Origin of the sequence: Sphingomonas hankookensis (genome assembly GCF_028551275.1) — a bacterium.
Lineage (GTDB): Bacteria > Pseudomonadota > Alphaproteobacteria > Sphingomonadales > Sphingomonadaceae > Sphingomonas > Sphingomonas hankookensis_A.
Genome location: NZ_CP117025.1, coordinates 3250896 through 3267278, shown reverse-complemented (window position 1 = coordinate 3267278; position 16383 = coordinate 3250896). Strand labels below are relative to the sequence as shown.

Below are 16383 nucleotides of genomic sequence, written 5' to 3'. Positions count from 1 at the left end.
AGCACGTACCCCCGCGCAGGCGGGGGTCCAGGGCCACACAAAGCGAGGGCTGGTGCTGGTCGCTCTGGATCCCCGCCTGCGCGGGGATACGGAAGGGGGGCCTGGCCGCCGGTCTTACCTTGCTTCCGGGCTGACGATGCGATGCTTGCGTTGACCAGGCCCGCCGGCCTAATAGTAACGACAGATACGATCCGGCAGAGACCGGACCATTGGAGAGAGACATGCTCGATTTCGCGCTCGGCGAGATGGCCGATGCCATTCGCGAGACCACGCAGCGCTTCGCCGCCGACCGCATCGCACCCGTAGCGGCGGCGGTCGATGCGGAGGATCGCTTCCCTATCGAGCTATGGCCCGAAATGGGCGCGCTCGGCCTGCACGGCATCACCGTCAGCGAAGAGGATGGCGGCCTCGGCCTCGGCTATCTCGAACATGTCGTCGCCTGCGAGGAAGTGGCGCGCGCCTCCGCCTCGGTCGGCCTGTCCTATGGCGCGCACTCCAACCTCTGCGTCAACCAGATCGCGCGCTGGGGCAATGCGGAGCAGAAGGCGAAATACCTGCCCAGGCTCATCAGCGGCGAGCATGTCGGCTCGCTGGCCATGTCCGAAGCCGGCGCCGGCTCCGACGTCGTCTCGATGAAGCTGCGCGCCGACAAGGTCGATGGCGGCTGGCGCCTGAACGGCACGAAGTTCTGGATCACCAACGCGCCCTATGCCGCGACCCTGGTCGTCTATGCCAAGACCCAGCCCGATGCCGGATCGAAGGGGATCACCGCCTTCCTGATCGAGAAGGACTTTGCCGGTTTTTCGATCGGGCAGAAGATCGACAAGATGGGCATGCGCGGCTCGCCCACCGCCGAGCTGGTGTTCAACGACTGTTTCGTGCCCGACGACAACGTCATGGGGCCATTGAACGGCGGCGTCGGCGTGCTGATGTCGGGTCTCGATTACGAACGCGTCGTGCTGTCGGGTATCCAGCTCGGTATCATGCAGGCGTGCCTCGACACCGTCCTGCCCTATGTCGCGGAGCGCAAGCAGTTCGGCAAGCCGATCGGTGCGTTCCAGCTGATGCAGGGCAAGATCGCCGACATGTCGGTCGCGCTCAACTCCGCCCGTGCGTACGTCTATGCCGTGGCGCGCGCCTGCGACGCCGGCCGTACCACCCGCCACGATGCGGCAGGCGCGATCCTGCTGGCGTCCGAAAATGCGGTAAAGGTCGCCAATGACGCGATCCAGGCGCTGGGCGGCGCGGGCTATACCCGCGACTGGCCGGTCGAACGCTATTTCCGCGATGCGAAGCTGCTCGACATCGGTGCCGGGACCAACGAAGTTCGCCGGATGCTGATCGGTCGCGAATTGCTGGGCGAGGGGACGCGCGCACAATGACGGTGCTGCCGAGCCTGATCGATCGCGGATCGGATGCCTTCGCCGCCAATGCCGCGCATAACGAAGCGCTCGCCGACGAACTGCGCGCCCGCATTGCCACGACGGCGCTGGGCGGACCGGAACGCAGCCGCGAACGCCATGTTTCCCGCGGGAAACTGCTGCCGCGCGACCGCATCCACCGTGTCCTCGACGCCGGCTCGCCGTTCCTCGAAATCGGCGCGCTGGCGGCGAACGGAATGTACGGCGACGAAGCGGCGGCGGCGGGCGTCATCGCCGGCATCGGTCAGGTCCATGGCCGGCAGGTGATGATCGTCGCCAACGACCCGACCGTGAAGGGCGGCGCGTATTTCCCGATGACGGTCAAGAAGCATCTCCGCGCACAGGAGATCGCGACCGAAAACCATCTGCCGTGCATCTATCTGGTCGACAGCGGCGGCGCGAACCTGCCGCATCAGGCGGAGGTCTTTCCCGACCGCGACCATTTCGGCCGCATCTTCTTCAACCAGGCGCAGATGTCGGCGAAGGGCATTCCGCAGATCGCCTGCGTGCTCGGCAGTTGCACCGCCGGCGGCGCCTATGTCCCTGCCATGTCCGACGAGACGGTGATCGTCCGCAACCAGGGCACGATCTTCCTCGCCGGCCCGCCGCTGGTCAAGGCCGCGACCGGCGAAGTCATCAGCGCCGAGGAACTGGGCGGGGCCGACACCCATGGCCGCAAGTCGGGCGTGGTCGATCATGTCGCGGAGGATGACGAACAGGCGCTGCTGATCGTCCGTGACATCGTGGCGACCCTGCCGCCGCCGCGCCGCGCCGAGATCGCATTGGCGGAACCTCGCGCCCCGCTCCACGATCCCGCCGACCTTGCCGGCATCATCCCCACCGACGTCCGCGCGCCCTATGACGTGCGCGAGGTGATCGCCCGGCTGGTCGACGGTTCGGAGCTGCACGAATTCAAGCCGCTCTACGGCACGACGCTCGTCTGCGGCTTCGCCCGTATCTGGGGCATGCCGGTCGCGATCCTCGCCAATAACGGCGTGCTGTTCTCCGAAAGCGCGCAAAAGGGCGCGCATTTCATCGAACTCGCCTGCCAGCGCCGCACGCCGCTGCTGTTCCTCCAGAACATCTCCGGCTTCATGGTCGGCGGCAAGTACGAGGCGGAGGGGATCGCCAAGCACGGCGCGAAGCTGGTCACCGCCGTCGCCACCGCGCAGGTGCCCAAGCTCACGGTGCTGATCGGCGGCAGCTTTGGTGCCGGCAATTACGGCATGTGCGGCCGCGCCTATTCGCCGCGCTTCCTGTTCACCTGGCCGAACAGCCGCATCTCGGTGATGGGCGGCGAACAGGCGGCGAGCGTCTTGGCGACCGTCCATCGCGACGCCGACCACTGGACGCCTGAGGAGGCCGAGGCGTTCAAGGCCCCGGTGCGCGACCGTTACGAGGCGGAGGGCAGCCCCTATTACGCCACCGCGCGGCTATGGGACGACGGCGTGATCCTGCCCGAACAGACCCGCGACGTGCTGGGCCTCGCCTTGTCGGCAACGCTCAACGCACCGATCGCCGACCGCGCACAGTTCGGCATCTTCCGGATGTGATGGCGGCCCTCCGCGCACCCCGCCCGTATCCCTACGGCCCCCCGTATCCCCGCGAAGGCGGGGATCCAGAGCCACGAACGCCGGCCGTGGTGGCTGATAACCCTGGACCCCCGCCTGCGCGGGGGTACGCGGTCGCGTGGGGCGGAGCCTTACCCAGCAAACTGGACGTACCCCGGCGCAGGCCGGGGCCCAGTCGGGCGACGCTGCCGCATAACCGCACCCGGCCCACAACCGGACCCCGGCCTTCGCGAGACTGCTGCGAAAGTCTTGCTCGTACCCGAAAACGCAACCGTACCCCCGCGCAGGCGGGGGGCCAGGGCCAGGCAAAACTGGGGCTTGCGTGTGTGGCTCTGAATCCCCGCCTGCGCGGGGATACGGTGAAGCGGACTTTCGCAGACGTCCCGCCTTCGTTGGGGTACGGCGACTGCCGTGAGGGGCTGATGGCATGACCACCATCCCCAGCCTCCCTCCCATCCGCCCGCCCGGCCCGCACGACGTCACCGTCACCCCCGGCAAACCACAGCCGCCGGCGACCCCCACCACCCCCACGACCGCGCTCGGCATCGACACCGTCGCCTATGACGCGATCGTGGCGATGGTCACCCGCGCCATCGCCAGCCTGCCGCCGGGCCTGGCGCTGTCGAGCTTCATCGCCACCGTCGCCCGCGTGACGGCGGAGGTGGAGGCGCAGGTCGCCGCGAACCCGCCGGCCGACGGGCAGGGGATGGCCCCGACCGCAACCCCGGCGCAAGGTGCCACGACGCCGCTCCCCGAAGCAGTCGCGCGGGCGCTCGCCGCCGCCTTCGCCGCCGACCCGGCGACCGCGCGCGCCGCCTTCGCCGATCCGCTGCAACCCCCGCCCGCCACCCCGGCGGAGGTCAGCGCCCGCGACCTCGCGCTCGCCGCCGCCGCCCTGATGGGCGCGCGCGTCGACCCCGACCGCCCGATCCCGACCACCGACCCCCGCGCGACCGATCCCGACCGCGACCCGACCCTGATGGAACAGCCCATGCGCGACCGCCTCTATCTGCTCGAAGCGAGCTTTACCGACCCGGCCTATCCCGACCGGACCTTCTATTGCCGCGACTGTGTCACCATCGACGGCCTGCTGGCACGTTTTCCGGACAAGGCGACGATGCTGGACGTCATCCGCATCCCCTATCCCCGCCCGCGCGACGCGGTGATCGCGGTCGTGGGAGAGGCGCACCAGAACCTGCCGCTGCTGGTCCTCGCCCCCAATGCCGATCCGGCCCTCGCCGACGGACGGCATGACGGCACTTATTTTGTCAGCGATCTGAAGGCGTTGCTCCACGCGCTGCACGTCCGTCACGGCTTCCCGGAGGCGCATCCATGACCCTTTCCTACAACGCCCGCCCGACCTATCCTGTCCCGCCCGCCGGGCGCCGCGCCGACGCCCCCGAAAAAGCATCGCTATGCGGCACCTTCGCCACCTTCGGAGCGGCGCGATGATCGAATCGCTGCTCATCGCCAACCGTGGTGAAATCGCCCGCCGCATCCTCCGCACCGCCCGCCGGCTGGGGGTGCGGACCATCGCCGTCCATAGCGACGTCGATGCCGGCCTGCCCTTCGTCGCCGAAGCCGACCAGTCCGTCTGCATCGGCCCGGCCCCGGCGCGCGAAAGCTATCTCGACCAGGCGAAAATCCTCGCCGCCGCCCGCGCGACCGGCGCCGCCGCGATCCATCCCGGCTATGGCTTCCTGTCCGAAAATGCCGAGTTCGCCGAAGCGGTCGTCGCCGCCGGCCTCGTCTGGGTCGGTGCCCCCGCTTCGGCGATCCGCGCGATGGGCCTGAAGGACGCGGCCAAGGCTCGGATGATCGCCGCCGGCGTGCCGGTCACCCCCGGCTATCTCGGCGAGGACCAGTCGCCCGAGCGCCTGCGTGCCGAGGCCGACGCGATCGGCTATCCGGTCCTTATCAAGGCGGTGGCCGGCGGCGGGGGCAAGGGGATGCGCCGCGTCGACGACGCGTCCGCCTTCGCCGACGCCCTTGACAGCTGCCGCCGCGAAGCCGCTGCATCGTTCGGCGACGACCGCGTGCTGATCGAGAAATACATCCTGTCGCCCCGCCATATCGAGGTGCAGGTCTTCGGCGACACCCATGGCAATGCGGTCCATCTGTTCGAACGCGACTGCTCGCTGCAACGCCGCCACCAGAAGGTGATCGAGGAAGCGCCGGCCCCCGGCATGGACGCGGAAACCCGCGCCTCGGTCTGCGACGCCGCCGTCCGCGCCGCCCGCGCGGTCGACTATGCCGGGGCGGGCACGATCGAATTCATCGCCGATGCCTCGGATGGCCTGCGCGCCGACCGCATCTGGTTCATGGAAATGAACACGCGGCTGCAGGTCGAACATCCCGTGACCGAGGCGATTACCGGCACCGACCTCGTCGAATGGCAGCTCCGCGTCGCGTCCGGCGAGCCTCTGCCCAAACGGCAGGACGAACTGTCGATCACCGGCTGGGCGATGGAGGCGCGGCTCTATGCCGAGAACCCGGCGACCGGCTTCCTGCCCTCGACCGGACCGCTGACCCACCTGCATCTCCCCACCGACATCCGCGTCGATGCCGGCGTGCGGCAGGGGGATGCGGTGACGCCGCATTACGACCCGATGATCGCCAAGTTGATCGTCCATGCCCCCAACCGCGCCGCCGCCGCCGCGAAGCTCGCCGCCGCAGCCGCATCGGTCCAGGTCTGGCCGGTCCGCACCAACGCCGCCTTCCTCGCCCGCTGTGCCGGCGACCCCGATTTCGTGGGGCAGCGGATCGATACCGGCTTCATCGAACGCCATGCCGACCGGCTGGTCCCCGACGGCCACGTGTCCGACGCCGCCGTCGGAGCTGCCGCTGCGGTGCTGGTACGGGCGGACCCGACCGACCCATGGCGCGCGCTGACTGGCTTCCGCCTCAACGCCGCGCCCGACGATCGCGTCGCGGTCAGCATCGGTGGCGCCACCCGCATCGCCACGCCCGTTACCGGCGGCACCGTCGCACAGCTCGGCCGTGAGCGCGTCCTGTTCGCCGATGGCGAGGCCTTTCCCTTCGCCGCGCCGGTCGCGGGGCAGGGCGGTGGCGCCTCGGCCGGCGACGGCGCGATCCTCTCGCCCATGCCCGGCCGCATCGTCGCGGTCGAGGTCGCGGCGGGTGACCGCGTCACCGCCGGGCAGCGGCTGGTGGTGCTGGAGGCGATGAAGATGGAACAGGCGTTGCTCAGCCCGTTCGACGGTATGGTCGCCGACCTGTCCGCCGCGCCGGGCGCACAGGTCGCCGAAGGGGTGCTGCTTGCCCGCATCGAAAAGGACGCCGCATGACCGGACGCTTCTACGACGACTGGCAGATCGGCGACCGGATCGAACACCCGATCCGCCGCACCGTGACCGAGACCGACAATCTGCTGTTCTCTACCATGACCCACAACCCGCAGCCGCTGCATATCGATGCGGAGGCGGCAAGGGCGTCGGAATTCGGCCAGATCCTCGTCAACGGGACCTTCACCTTCGCGCTGATGATCGGGCTGTCGGTGGGGGAAACGACGCTCGGCACGCTGGTCGCGAACCTCGGCTACGACCAGCTGGTGATGCCCAAGCCGGTGTTCCTTGGCGACACGCTGCGCGCCACGACCGAGGTGACCGCGCTCAAGGACAGCCGCTCGCGTCCCGATGCCGGGATCGTCACCTTCACCCACGAACTGCACAGCCAGCGCGGCGAGGTCGTCTGCCGCTGCCTGCGCACCGCGCTGTTGAAGCGGCGCCCATGAGGCTCCGCTCGCTGCTGTTCGTCCCCGGCGACCGGGCGGATCGCTTCGCCAAGGCGGCGGGAAGCGGCGCCGACGCGCTGATCCTCGACCTCGAGGATGCGGTCGCCGCCTCTGCTAAGGACACCGCCCGCACTGCCGTTCGCGACTGGCTGGCAGAGGAGGCATCGCTCCCGCGCATCGTCCGGATCAACCCGGTCGACGGGCCGCTCGCGCTCGCCGATCTCGACGCGCTGGCCGGCACCCGCCCGGATGCGATCATGGTGCCCAAGGCGGAAGGGCAGGCGACCATCACCGCGCTCGACCCGCTGCTCGCCGCGCGCGGACTGGCCGAGGTGCCGCTGCTGCCGATCGCGACCGAAACCCCGGCGGCGATCTTTCAGCTCGGCAGCTATGCCGCGGTCGCCCACCGGCTGCTGGGCATCACCTGGGGCGCGGAGGATCTGCCCGCCGCCATCGGTGCAACGACCTCGCGCGAGGCGGATGGCCGCTACACCGCGCCCTATGAACTCGCCCGCTCGCTCACCCTGTTCGGCGCGCTTGCCGCCGGGGTCGCCGCGATCGACACCGTCTATCCCGCGATCCGCGACGAAGCGGGCCTCGCCGCCTATGCCGCCCGCGCCGCCCGCGACGGGTTCACGGCCATGATGGCGCTGCACCCGGCACAGGTCGCGGCGATCAACGCCGCCTTCACCCCCTCGGCCGAGGCGGTCGAGCGCGCTCAGGTGATCGTCGATGCCTTCGCCGCGAACCCGGAGGCCGGGGTGCTGCAAGTCGATGGCCGCATGGTCGACGCCCCCCATCTGAAGCAGGCGCGCAGGGTGCTGGCCCGACGCTAAATTCTCCCCGGCACGGGGAGGGGGACCGTGCGCAGCATGGTGGAGGGGGCTGTCAGCGGACGACGCGGTTACGTTGTGAAGGCGAACCCCGTCGAACATCGCCCCCGGCCACGGCTCCCCGAAAGGGGAAGCGACCTTACTCCACCGGCGGGCTGGGTGGCGGGGCGGCCAGCTTGCGCAGCGCCGCCGTCCGCTCGCGTTCGACCGCCGCCCGGTCGGCGGCCAGCCGCTTGCGCACCGCCAGATAATGCAGCGCCGCGCGGCGATCCTCCTCTGACGTCAGCGTCGCCGGCACCTGCTGCGCGGCTTCCTCCAGCGCGGCGGGCGTCGGCACCGGGGTGGCGGGGGGCAGGCCGCCATGGCCCTGCGACGCGATATCGTACCAATGCGCCGCGGCTTGCGAGAAACCGGGCAGCGTCTCCGCCACCGCGTCGAACTGCTCTACCGCCATCGCGTGGCGCACCAGTTCCGCCTCGATCGGGATCAGCGCGCGTTCGGCCAGCAGCATCCGCAGCATCGCCGCGTCGCGGTCGAACCGGCTCCACGCGGCATGGTTGAAGGCATGCTGGCTGCGCTGCAGGGTCAGCGCGCGCAGCACATCGGCGCGGTCGGGCTGCCGCCAGAGCCAGGCGATGCCCTGCACCGCGAACCAGCCCCACGCCACCAGCGCGAACCCGGCCAGCGCCAGCAGCAGAATGCGCCAACCGGGCAGTCCGGCCGATCCCGCCGCGATGCCGACCACGACGGCGGCGAGCACCGCCGCGGCCAGCCCCAGTCGCGGGTCGCGATACCATGTCTCGCGCAAAGCAGCCCCTCCACAGTCACCGATAGCCGCCGACCCTAGCACCGATCGCGCACCGGTCGACACCGCCAATCGCCGCCAGGCGTGCCGCGATGGGAAGGTCAGGCCGCCAGCCGCAGCCGGTCGCGCCCTTCGGCCTTGGCTCCGTACAGCGCGGTATCCGCCGCGCGCAGCACCGCCGCTGCACCGCCCATGCCGTCGATCGGCGCGATGCCTGCGCTGACCGTCAGCTCGACGATCGCCGCTCCGTGGCGCAGCTTGGTCGCCGCCAGCGTCGTGCGCAGCCGTTCGGACAGGCAATGCGCCTGTTCGATGCCGGTGCCGGGGAACAGGATGCCGAACTCCTCGCCGCCCAGCCGGGCGACGACGTCACCGTCGCGCATCACCCCGCGCGCGATCCGGGCGAATGCCTGTAGCACATGGTCGCCGGCGTCATGGCCGTGCCGGTCGTTGACCGCCTTGAAATGGTCGATGTCGAACACCGCGACGCAGCCGGCGATTCCCCCTTGCGCGGCGATTTCGATCCGCTGCGCCAGCGCCGCATCGAACACCCGGCGATTGGCCAGGCCGGTCAACGGGTCGGTCGACGCCGCGCGCGACAGTTCGGCCTCCAGCGTCTTGCGATGCGACACGTCGCGGATCATCGACACGGTGCCGGTCACCCGGCCGTCATCGTCCTGCACCGCGCGGGTATGCGATTCGAACCAGCGCAGCGCGCCATTGGTCACCCGCGCCCGATATTCGACGATCTGCGTGCCCTGAACATCGGTCAGCGCGTCGCGATGCGACACCAGCACCAGGTCGCGATCGACCGGATGTACCATCTCCAGCGCGCGGCGCCCGTGCAGTTGCGCCGGGTTGCGCCCGACAATCTGTTCGATCGACGGGGAGAGGTAGGTGATGCGCCCGCCCCGATCGATGCCCAGCACGATATCGGTCGAATGGTCGGCCAGCAGGCGATAGCGCGCCTCGCTTTCGCGCAACCGGCGGTACAGTGCCTGTCGCCGGCTGAGGTCGGCGGCGACCGGAAAGGTCGTCAGTACGGTGCAGGCGAGATAGAATTGGAGGAACTCCATCCGCCCCTGCAGGTCGCCGCCGATGAAGCTGGTCGGCCCCATGCCGTGCAGCGTCGCATAGCTGCCGATCACCGCCAGCACGATCGCCGACGCCGCCGCCCCGGGCAATCCCAGGCGGAAGGTGGTGAGCATCACCGGCAGCGCGGGCAGGAACAGCAGCGGCCGTTCGTTCTGAAAGAACACCGCCACCGCCACTGCCGCCGTCGCGCTGATCAGCACCGTCGCCTCGATCCGCAACTGCCGGCTGGCATCGCGCCACCGCCGTTCGATCGCACCGCTCAGGATCAGCGACAGCACCGGCGTCAGCGTGATCATGCTCAGGCTGTGGCCGACGAACCAGATGCGCCATTGCCGGTCGAACGGCAGGCCGAATTTCAGCGCGGCGACGGTGGCGGCGACGGTCGCGCCCAGCGCCGGGGCGACGATACCGACCGATGCGACGAACCGCCCGATCCGGTCGAGCGACCCGAAATAGCCGCGCCGTCCGCGCAACTTGCGGAACAGCCATGCCGCCAGGCCGACCTCGCCAACCTTCGCGATCGCCATCGGCGCCGCCGCCAGCGGGCCGAAGCCGAACAGCGACGTCGCGGCCATGCTGCCGATCGTTCCGCCGATCAGGATCGCGGTCCAGTCGCGCCGCGGTCGCGCGATCAGCAGTGCCAGCGCGAACGGCGTAGCGGGCGCCAGGCTGGCAAGGCCGCCTTGATGATTGGACAGGATCGTCAACGACGAAAAGACGAAATAGGCCAGCGCCGTCGCCAGTCCGATCCGTTGCCTGTTCGTCGTCATCCCCATGGCGTCTCCATGGCGCGGGACCCGTTAACGCCTAGTATAACCTAAGTCTAACTCGCTTCAATCCGGTCGTATTTGTCGCGCTTGCGCTGTCCGAACAGCAATTTTCGTTCAAGATGATGGCGCAGCGCGCCGTAATAGGCCTCGAGAAAGGCATGGTCATAGCCTTCCTCCTGCCGGCCCAGCTTGCGACGGATCGCGGTGGCCACGGCATACAGGTCGGCGCGGTCGTTGCGGCGCAGCACCTCTTCCAGTCGCTGCAGTTCGAACGCGCCATAGGTGTCCAGCTCGGCGGCGGTGAACGGCGCGATGCGGGCGCGGTCCTGTTCATGCGCGGTCTGCACCAGCAAATCCTCGCCCAGCTTGCGCGTCTCCCGCTCGACGACCCAGGTGCCGCCGATCAGGTCGCCGCCGCGCAGCCGGTCGCGATTGAACAGCGGCAGGAACAGCAGGATCGACGACCATCCGAGTGCCAGCGTCGCGGTCCACGCCGTCGCCATCCCTTCGGCAAAGGCGAAGGCGAGGAAGATCAGCGGCAGGAATATCTCGATCTCGCGCATCAGGTTGCGCGCCAGCACCGCCGATCCGGTCAGCCGCCCGCCATCCCGCGACACCACGCGCAGCTTCATCAGCCTCTTGCCCGGCGTCGCGGCGCGCTTGCCCGCCTCGAACAGCACGAAGTAGAAATTGCGCAGCAGGAAGAACCCCAGCAGCCACACCACCGCATACATCGACGCAGCACCCCTCGGTCCCCCGATCGCCAGCGCCAGGATCAGCAGCGACGCGCCGATCAGCGCCGCCAGCATGATGATCGCATCGATCACGAAGGCACCGGCACGCGCACCCGCCGACCCCAGCCGCAGGTTCAGCGGGACCCCCTCGGGCGTGACCAGCTGCCGTTCCAGCGTGCGCGGCATGCGCGGCCGGCGGGGCTTTCGCTCACGCCTTGCCACGACGGCCCCCGACGGTGAAATAGAGCGTCCACAGCGCCAGCATGAACCCGCCCACCGCCAGCCGCGCGCTGTCGTCGATGACCAGCTGCCGGGCGAACCCCTCCAGCAGTCCGGCGACCAGCAGCATCAGGATGACGCCGATCATCACCACCGTCCCGCGCCGCCCGGCGTCGGCAGCAGCCGCCATGCGGGTACGTTCGCCGGGAAAGGCGATGGCGCGGCCGATATGCAACCCCGCGGCCGCGGCGATGGCAATCGCGCCGATCTCGGTCGTGCCGTGGATCATCAGCCACGCGAACAGGCCCCAGCCCAGCCCGTGCGGCACGAACGCCGCGAACATCGCACCCGCCATCGCCCCGTTCTGCACCGACAGGATGATGGTCGGAATGCCGAACAGGAAGCCCAGCGCGAAGGCCATGATCGCGACCTGGGAATTGTGGGTGAAGAGCGACGTGGCGAAAACGTGCAGCCCGCCCTGGGTCGGCGGCGAATAGAGCGAGGCGCGCAGCGTCGCGGCGCTCGCATTCATGTCGCGTCCGCTCGCCAGTTCGGGCGAGATCATCGCCGAATACCATGCCGGATCGCTGCGGACGAGGTGATAGGCGGCGAACGCGCTCAGGATCAGCAGCGCGGTCGACAGCAGCAGTTCGGGCGCGATCGCCCGCACCGCGCGCGGCCAGCCGCTGACGAAGAACGCCTTCACCTGCTGCCACCACGGCTCGCGCGCCGAATAGAGCGCGAAATAGGCCCGCGTCGACAGCGCCTCCAGATAGCCGACCAGCGACGCGTCGAGCGACGTCGCCCGCGCGATCGACAGCGCCGACAGGGTCGCGCGGTACAGGCGGGGCAGGTCGACCAGATCCTCGTCCGACAGGCGGCGCGGCGATTTCTTTTCCAGCTGGTCGAGTAGCGCTTCCAGCCGTGCCCAGTCGCCCTCGCGTTCGGCGCGGAAATGGTGCGTGGCGAAGGTGACGGTCATCGGCCGCGCTCCCGGTGGTTCAGATAGCGTTCGACCAGGGCGAGCGGCATGGCGTCCGCCGTCGCCTCGATCACGTCGATCCCCATCCGCCGCAGCCGTTCGACCACGATCGCCCGGTCGCGCAGCAGCAGGTGCGCGACATGGGCGCGGACAAGATCGTCGGCATGGCCCGGCTCGGCATCGCGCAATCCCTCCAGCTCGACATCACGGAACAGCACGAACAGGACGCGGTGCCGCTTCAGCATCCGCTGCGCGGCGGCGAGCAGCAGTTCGGCGCTGGTCGTGTCGGTAAATTCGGTGAAGATCACCACCAAAGCGCGCCGGTCGAGCTTCTGGTCGAGCGTGACGAGGCCGAGCGTATAGTTGCTCTCCTCCGCGCCGTAATCGATATCGGCGGCGGCGTGGTGCAGCCGGGCGAAGCCGCGCGTGCCCCCGCCGATGCTGCCGCTGTCGACCTGCGGCCGCGCGCCGAACGAATAGAGCCGCACCCGGTCGCCGGACTTTAGAGCCACGAACGCCGCCAGCAGGGCCGAGGACACCGCGCGGTCGATGCGCGGGATATCGCCGACCGGATCGGTCATCGCCCGCCCGGCATCGATGGCGAACGCGATCATATTGTCGCGTTCGGTATGGAATTCGCGCGCCAGCAGCGATGCATGGCGGGCCGATGCCTTCCAGTCGATCGCGCGGCGTTCCATGCCGGCCTCGAAATCGGTCAGCACCTGGAAGTCCTGCCCGTCGCCATGGTCGCGGCGCAGCCGGTTCCCGACGCTCAGGCTGTTGAGATATTGCCGCATTCCCTGGTCGCGAACCGGGCGGATGTCGGGCAATATCGGAATATCGCGATCGGCGCGGCCGGTCGCCTGTCGCCATGCCAGCCCCATCGGCCCCGCGCGCCGCGCCCAGAGCCGCCGCAGCCGCGCCTTGCCGCGTCGCTCGGCACGAAAGCTGCCCGGGGCGGTCCGCTTGATCGGCCCGTCGAAGTCGGCGGCCATGTCGGCATTGCCGAGCGTGAAGCGCTCGCCGATGTTCAGCGTCGCGGGCAGCCCCTCCGGCATCGCCAGCACCGGCTTCTTCGCCAGCAGCGCATCGGCGACGATCAGCGCCAGCACGCCCGCGATCCATAACGGCGCCGCGATCCACGCCGCCGGGGCCAGCACGCCCAGCGCCAGCCCGACCGGCGCGGCGAGCGCGGTCAGCTGGATGGCACGGGGCGTGGGAACGATCATCGCGGCGCTTCGACCGATGCGATCAGGCTGGCGACGACGTCATCGACCCGTCGTCCGTCGATCTCGGCGCTGGGCGACAGGATCAGCCGGTGGCGCAGCAGGGCGGGGGCCAGTGCCTTCACATCGTCCGGGATCACATAGTCGCGTCCGTCCAATGCCGCGCCCGCCCGCGCCGCCGCCGCCAGCGCCGATGCGGCGCGTGGGGACGCACCCGACGACAGGTCGCCATGCTCGCGGGTCGCGCGGATCAGCCGCACGATATAGTCGATCACCTCGTCGACCAGCCGCACCTGACCCACCGCATCGATCGCGGCGGCGATGGCGCCGCCGTCCGCCACCTGCGCCACGCCTGAATCCTGCGGGGCCGGGGTGCCGGTGCGGCTGCCATATTGGGCGACGATCGCGCGTTCGGCGTCGAGGCTCGGCCAGCCGATCGCGATCTTGAACAGGAACCGGTCGAGCTGCGCCTCGGGCAGCGGGTAGACGCCCTGCTGCTCGATCGGGTTCTGTGTCGCGACGACGGTGAAGCGGTCGGACAGATGCTCGGTCCGCCCGTCGATGGTGATGCGCCGTTCCTGCATCGCTTCCAGCAGGGCCGCCTGCGTCTTGGGCGGGGTGCGGTTGATCTCGTCGGCCAGCAGCAGTTCGCAGAAGACCGGCCCGCGGGTCAGCGCGAAGGTCGAGGTCTGGAAATTGAACAGGTTCGACCCGATAATGTCGCCGGGCATCAGGTCCGGCGTGAACTGGATGCGCCCGAAATCGAGCCCCAGCGTCCGCGCGAAACTTTGCGCCAGCAACGTCTTGGCGGTGCCCGGCGGCCCTTCCAACAGGACGTGACCGGCCGAGAACAGCGCGATGGTCAGCAGCCGGACGGCATCCGCCTGTCCCACGACCGCCTTCGCGATCTCCCGGTCGATCGCCGATCCCAGCGACCGTACCTCGTCGAGCGTCATGCGCCTGTTTCCTTCTTCCATGCGGTCAGGTCCTTCGCCGCCGCCAATGCCTCACTCTCGGTGCGGGCATCGCGCAGGCGACGGTCGAGTTCGGAATAGCCGGGATGCACCCGGTCGAGCCGGTCGGCCGAGGGCGCTTCGCCCGCCAGCAACCGCCGCGACAGCAGCTCCAGCATCATGTCGGCATAGCGCGGCCCGACCAGCGGGGTACGCCCGGCCAGCCGGGTCAGCGCGACGATATTGTCGATCAGCGCGCGCTTGCCTGCGGCTACCGCGCGCCTTTCGCGCAGCGGCGGGCCGAACCGCCCGGCGGCGGCGATCCCCGCCAGCACGGCAGCGGCGATCAGCGCCAGCGTGACGCCCAGGAACGGCGGCAGGAACAGCAATTTGACCAGATTGCGGTCGCCCCGCGTGTAATGCAACGACCGATCGAACAGCGCGCGCCCGTCATGTTCGGGATCGATCGCGCGGAGCATCGCCAGCGCGGCCTTCGCATTGCGCTCGTCGGCCATGGCGCGATTGTTGACCAGATCGGGATCGACCAGCACGAACGTGTCGCTCGACCCGATCTGCCCCAGCACCGCCGCGCCGTCGCGCGCACCGATCAGCGGGGTGATGGTGTCGCCGGCCATCGCGTTCACCCGGCGGTCGGGCAGGGCGAAGGCGCGCAGGCCAGGATATTCCGCCCGCATCACGCCGATGTCGGACCGGTCCTCGGTATGCCATTCCGCCTCGGCCGGGACCAGCTGCTGCAACTTGGCGCCATCGACCTGGCCGGTGCGCTGCACCCGGCCGCCCTGCAACGGCAGCTTTTCGACCTGCCATTTGGGGAGGATGATCAGCGTGGCATAGCGCAGCAGCGGATGCCCCTCTCTTGCAACGAAATCGTCGCCGCCGGTCATCCGCGATGCCAGCGCGATGCGTTGATTGACGATCGCGCGCACATCCTCCGGCCGGGTCGCCTCGGTCGGGGTCAGGATCAGGATCGACGCCGCTGCCGTCGATTCGGTCACGTCCCCCTCGGGCGGCTGCACCGCCTCGACCAGCCGCTGGAACGCATGATAGCCCGCGCCGTCCTTGCGATCCGCCGCCGGTGCCTCTCCGGTCGCGCGCGCGATCTCGTCGCCGAAGCCGGACATCAGGATGGAGGCGAGCAGCAGCAGCGCGCCGCCGATGACCAGGATGACGACCGTCCGCGCGGCAAAGGGGGAGGGCTGGCTCACCGCGCGCCCTTCAGTGCAAAGCCGGCATAGTCTGCCCGCGCGCGCTGCCAGTCGTCGGCGCCCAGCGCCCGCCCGCCGAACAGGCTCCGCTCGACCGCCGCGACGATACCGGCGAACACGCCGCGCGCGTGCGGCGGCAGCGCCTCGGCACGGGCGATGTCGCGGCTGGTATCGGCCGGGCGCACCACGTCGCCGCGCCATGCGACGATGTCGTCGATGCTGCGGAACAGCAGCAGGTGGACCGCCTCGTCGAACCGACCCTCAGCCGCCAGCGCGTCCGCATCCTCCAAGAGCGCGCGCGCGCGGGTTTCGGTCGGTGTCCAGGGGGGCGCTTCCTCCACCACGCGGCGACGGCCGAGCCGTTCGGCGATCCATTCGCGGAGCGACGGCACCAGCGCGAACAGCAGCGCGATTGCGATGACGATGCCGATCACCCACAGGATCACCTGCCAGCCGCCGCCGACCCATTGGACGAAATTGCCGATCGCGCGCAGTACCGGTTCCAGCCATTCGGGCGGCGGATCGCGCGGTTCGGGCAGTTTTTCGGGCAGGTCGAACTGGATCGACCCGTCGGCGCGGATCGTCTTCCACGCGGCATCGACCTTCGCCGAATCGATCGGCGGCACCGATGCGGCGGCCTGGCCCAGTCCGTCCGCCGCTTCAGCCCCCGCCAAACTCCCGTCCCCCTGTCACCGCCGGTGGCATGGCGACGCTTGGAGCAAATCGCCGATTTACATGCAACGCTTTTCCACCCTAACTTTCGGTTAAGGGCCGGGGCGGCTCCGGGGGACCTG

The 16383-nt window shown here is 69.7% G+C and carries 14 protein-coding genes; 6 read left to right on the top strand and 8 right to left on the bottom strand.

What is annotated here, in order from left to right; translation table 11 throughout:
• Window positions 1-221 precede the first annotated feature (221 nt).
• The 6 genes from PPZ50_RS15560 to PPZ50_RS15535 all read left to right on the top strand — a co-directional run bounded on the left by PPZ50_RS15560 (window position 222) and on the right by PPZ50_RS15535 (window position 7582).
• Entirely contained in the window at window positions 222-1382 is a 1161-nt protein-coding gene (locus PPZ50_RS15560; RefSeq protein ID WP_272815461.1) for an acyl-CoA dehydrogenase family protein, read from the top strand.
• Window positions 1379-2974: a carboxyl transferase domain-containing protein gene (locus PPZ50_RS15555; RefSeq protein ID WP_272815460.1), complete on the top strand. Its 1596-nt coding sequence runs from the start codon at window positions 1379-1381 to the stop codon at window positions 2972-2974. The genes PPZ50_RS15560 and PPZ50_RS15555 overlap by 4 nt, the downstream gene beginning before the upstream one ends.
• Before the next feature lie 445 nt (window positions 2975-3419).
• A complete protein-coding gene (locus PPZ50_RS15550; protein WP_272815459.1) occupies window positions 3420-4328 on the top strand; it encodes a DUF3088 domain-containing protein in 909 nt (302 codons plus the stop codon).
• A gap of 112 nt (window positions 4329-4440) precedes the next feature.
• Window positions 4441-6300, top strand: coding sequence for an acetyl/propionyl/methylcrotonyl-CoA carboxylase subunit alpha (locus tag PPZ50_RS15545; RefSeq protein WP_272815458.1), 1860 nt, complete (start codon window positions 4441-4443; stop codon window positions 6298-6300).
• Window positions 6297-6746 carry a MaoC family dehydratase gene (locus PPZ50_RS15540; protein ID WP_066689285.1) on the top strand — a complete coding sequence of 150 codons (450 nt, stop codon included), beginning with the start codon at window positions 6297-6299 and terminating at the stop codon, window positions 6744-6746. Before PPZ50_RS15545 ends, PPZ50_RS15540 begins: the two co-directional genes overlap by 4 nt.
• Complete coding sequence (locus PPZ50_RS15535; RefSeq protein WP_066689286.1) at window positions 6743-7582, top strand: HpcH/HpaI aldolase/citrate lyase family protein; 840 nt, start codon at window positions 6743-6745, stop codon at window positions 7580-7582. The genes PPZ50_RS15540 and PPZ50_RS15535 overlap by 4 nt, the downstream gene beginning before the upstream one ends.
• 136 nt (window positions 7583-7718) lie before the next feature.
• On the opposite strand, the gene PPZ50_RS15530 is transcribed toward PPZ50_RS15535, so the two are convergent.
• The 8 genes from PPZ50_RS15530 to PPZ50_RS15495 all read right to left on the bottom strand — a co-directional run bounded on the left by PPZ50_RS15530 (window position 7719) and on the right by PPZ50_RS15495 (window position 16263).
• Window positions 7719-8387, bottom strand: coding sequence for a hypothetical protein (locus tag PPZ50_RS15530; RefSeq protein ID WP_066689287.1), 669 nt, complete (start codon window positions 8385-8387; stop codon window positions 7719-7721).
• 98 nt (window positions 8388-8485) lie between these two features.
• Window positions 8486-10255: a sensor domain-containing diguanylate cyclase gene (locus tag PPZ50_RS15525; RefSeq protein ID WP_272815457.1), complete on the bottom strand. Its 1770-nt coding sequence runs from the start codon at window positions 10253-10255 to the stop codon at window positions 8486-8488.
• 47 nt (window positions 10256-10302) lie between these two features.
• A complete protein-coding gene (locus PPZ50_RS15520; RefSeq protein WP_066689290.1) occupies window positions 10303-11169 on the bottom strand; it encodes an RDD family protein in 867 nt (288 codons plus the stop codon).
• Between the two features lie 22 nt (window positions 11170-11191).
• Window positions 11192-12184 carry a stage II sporulation protein M gene (locus PPZ50_RS15515; RefSeq protein WP_272815456.1) on the bottom strand — a complete coding sequence of 331 codons (993 nt, stop codon included), beginning with the start codon at window positions 12182-12184 and terminating at the stop codon, window positions 11192-11194.
• Window positions 12181-13413 carry a DUF58 domain-containing protein gene (locus tag PPZ50_RS15510; protein WP_066689293.1) on the bottom strand — a complete coding sequence of 411 codons (1233 nt, stop codon included), beginning with the start codon at window positions 13411-13413 and terminating at the stop codon, window positions 12181-12183. The genes PPZ50_RS15515 and PPZ50_RS15510 overlap by 4 nt, the downstream gene beginning before the upstream one ends.
• Window positions 13410-14366, bottom strand: coding sequence for an AAA family ATPase (locus PPZ50_RS15505; RefSeq protein ID WP_126014981.1), 957 nt, complete (start codon window positions 14364-14366; stop codon window positions 13410-13412). The genes PPZ50_RS15510 and PPZ50_RS15505 overlap by 4 nt, the downstream gene beginning before the upstream one ends.
• The gene (locus tag PPZ50_RS15500; RefSeq protein WP_066689299.1) at window positions 14363-15589 is read right to left on the bottom strand and encodes a hypothetical protein; all 1227 of its coding nucleotides are present in this window, start codon (window positions 15587-15589) and stop codon (window positions 14363-14365) included. The genes PPZ50_RS15505 and PPZ50_RS15500 overlap by 4 nt, the downstream gene beginning before the upstream one ends.
• A complete protein-coding gene (locus tag PPZ50_RS15495) occupies window positions 15586-16263 on the bottom strand; it encodes a DUF4129 domain-containing protein (RefSeq protein ID WP_232307891.1) in 678 nt (225 codons plus the stop codon). The genes PPZ50_RS15500 and PPZ50_RS15495 overlap by 4 nt, the downstream gene beginning before the upstream one ends.
• Window positions 16264-16383 lie beyond the last annotated feature (120 nt).

Excerpts from the sequence above, each read along its gene's own strand:
- PPZ50_RS15505 (WP_126014981.1), bottom strand. The coding sequence starts at position 14,366 with ATGACGCTCGACGAGGTACGGTCGCTGGGATCGGCGATCGACCGGGAG.
- PPZ50_RS15540 (WP_066689285.1), top strand. The coding sequence starts at position 6,297 with ATGACCGGACGCTTCTACGACGACTGGCAGATCGGCGACCGGATCGAA.
- PPZ50_RS15535 (WP_066689286.1), top strand. The coding sequence starts at position 6,743 with ATGAGGCTCCGCTCGCTGCTGTTCGTCCCCGGCGACCGGGCGGATCGC.
- PPZ50_RS15515 (WP_272815456.1), bottom strand. The coding sequence starts at position 12,184 with ATGACCGTCACCTTCGCCACGCACCATTTCCGCGCCGAACGCGAGGGC.
- PPZ50_RS15550 (WP_272815459.1), top strand. The coding sequence starts at position 3,420 with ATGACCACCATCCCCAGCCTCCCTCCCATCCGCCCGCCCGGCCCGCAC.
- PPZ50_RS15555 (WP_272815460.1), top strand. The coding sequence starts at position 1,379 with ATGACGGTGCTGCCGAGCCTGATCGATCGCGGATCGGATGCCTTCGCC.
- PPZ50_RS15545 (WP_272815458.1), top strand. The coding sequence starts at position 4,441 with ATGATCGAATCGCTGCTCATCGCCAACCGTGGTGAAATCGCCCGCCGC.
- PPZ50_RS15525 (WP_272815457.1), bottom strand. The coding sequence starts at position 10,255 with ATGGGGATGACGACGAACAGGCAACGGATCGGACTGGCGACGGCGCTG.
- PPZ50_RS15520 (WP_066689290.1), bottom strand. The coding sequence starts at position 11,169 with ATGCCGCGCACGCTGGAACGGCAGCTGGTCACGCCCGAGGGGGTCCCG.
- PPZ50_RS15560 (WP_272815461.1), top strand. The coding sequence starts at position 222 with ATGCTCGATTTCGCGCTCGGCGAGATGGCCGATGCCATTCGCGAGACC.
- PPZ50_RS15510 (WP_066689293.1), bottom strand. The coding sequence starts at position 13,413 with ATGATCGTTCCCACGCCCCGTGCCATCCAGCTGACCGCGCTCGCCGCG.